Source organism: Neisseria sp. P0021.S007, assembly GCF_051956855.1.
The window spans coordinates 1-502 of sequence record NZ_JBQCXA010001304.1 but is presented as its reverse complement, the minus strand read 5'-3'; the positions used below and the strand labels follow the sequence as shown (position 1 = coordinate 502).

At 49.6% G+C, this 502-nt stretch carries 1 protein-coding gene; it reads right to left on the bottom strand.

Annotated features, from left to right (window positions below; genetic code table 11):
- Positions 1 to 122: 122 nt before the first annotated feature.
- On the bottom strand, positions 123 to 502 hold a 380-nt coding region (locus ACTHUR_RS18870), incomplete at its 5' end, for an aminotransferase class V-fold PLP-dependent enzyme (protein WP_440400308.1).

The following is a 502-nucleotide window of genomic DNA, read 5'->3' as shown; positions in this document are numbered from 1 at the left end:
GTACCGACTTACGACAGCACCATCTACCGCGACAGCATTACTGAAGAAGTGACCGAATAAGGCTTGTTCAAATCAAAAGGCCGTCTGAAACCCAGTTTCAGACGGCCTTTTTATCTTAAGTCTTAACCGTAACGTCGTTGGAAATCTTTCATAAATTCGGCCAACGCGTTCACACCTTCAAGCGGCATCGCATTGTAAATGCTGGCGCGCATGCCGCCGACGGTTTTATAGCCCTTGAGCAGGCACAAGCCCTGCAACTCGGCTTCCAACACAAAGCGGCGGTCCAAATCCTCGCTTGTGGTTTTGAAGACCACGTTCATTTTGGAACGCGCATCAGGATGAATATCGTTGATGTAAAAACCGCTGCTGCCGTCTATCGCCTCATACAAGGTTTGCGCCTTCATTCGATTGACCGCTTCAATTTTTTTCACACCGCCCTGCGTTTGCAGCCAGCGGAACACCAAGCCCGACATATAAATCGCATAAGTGGACGGCGTGTTGT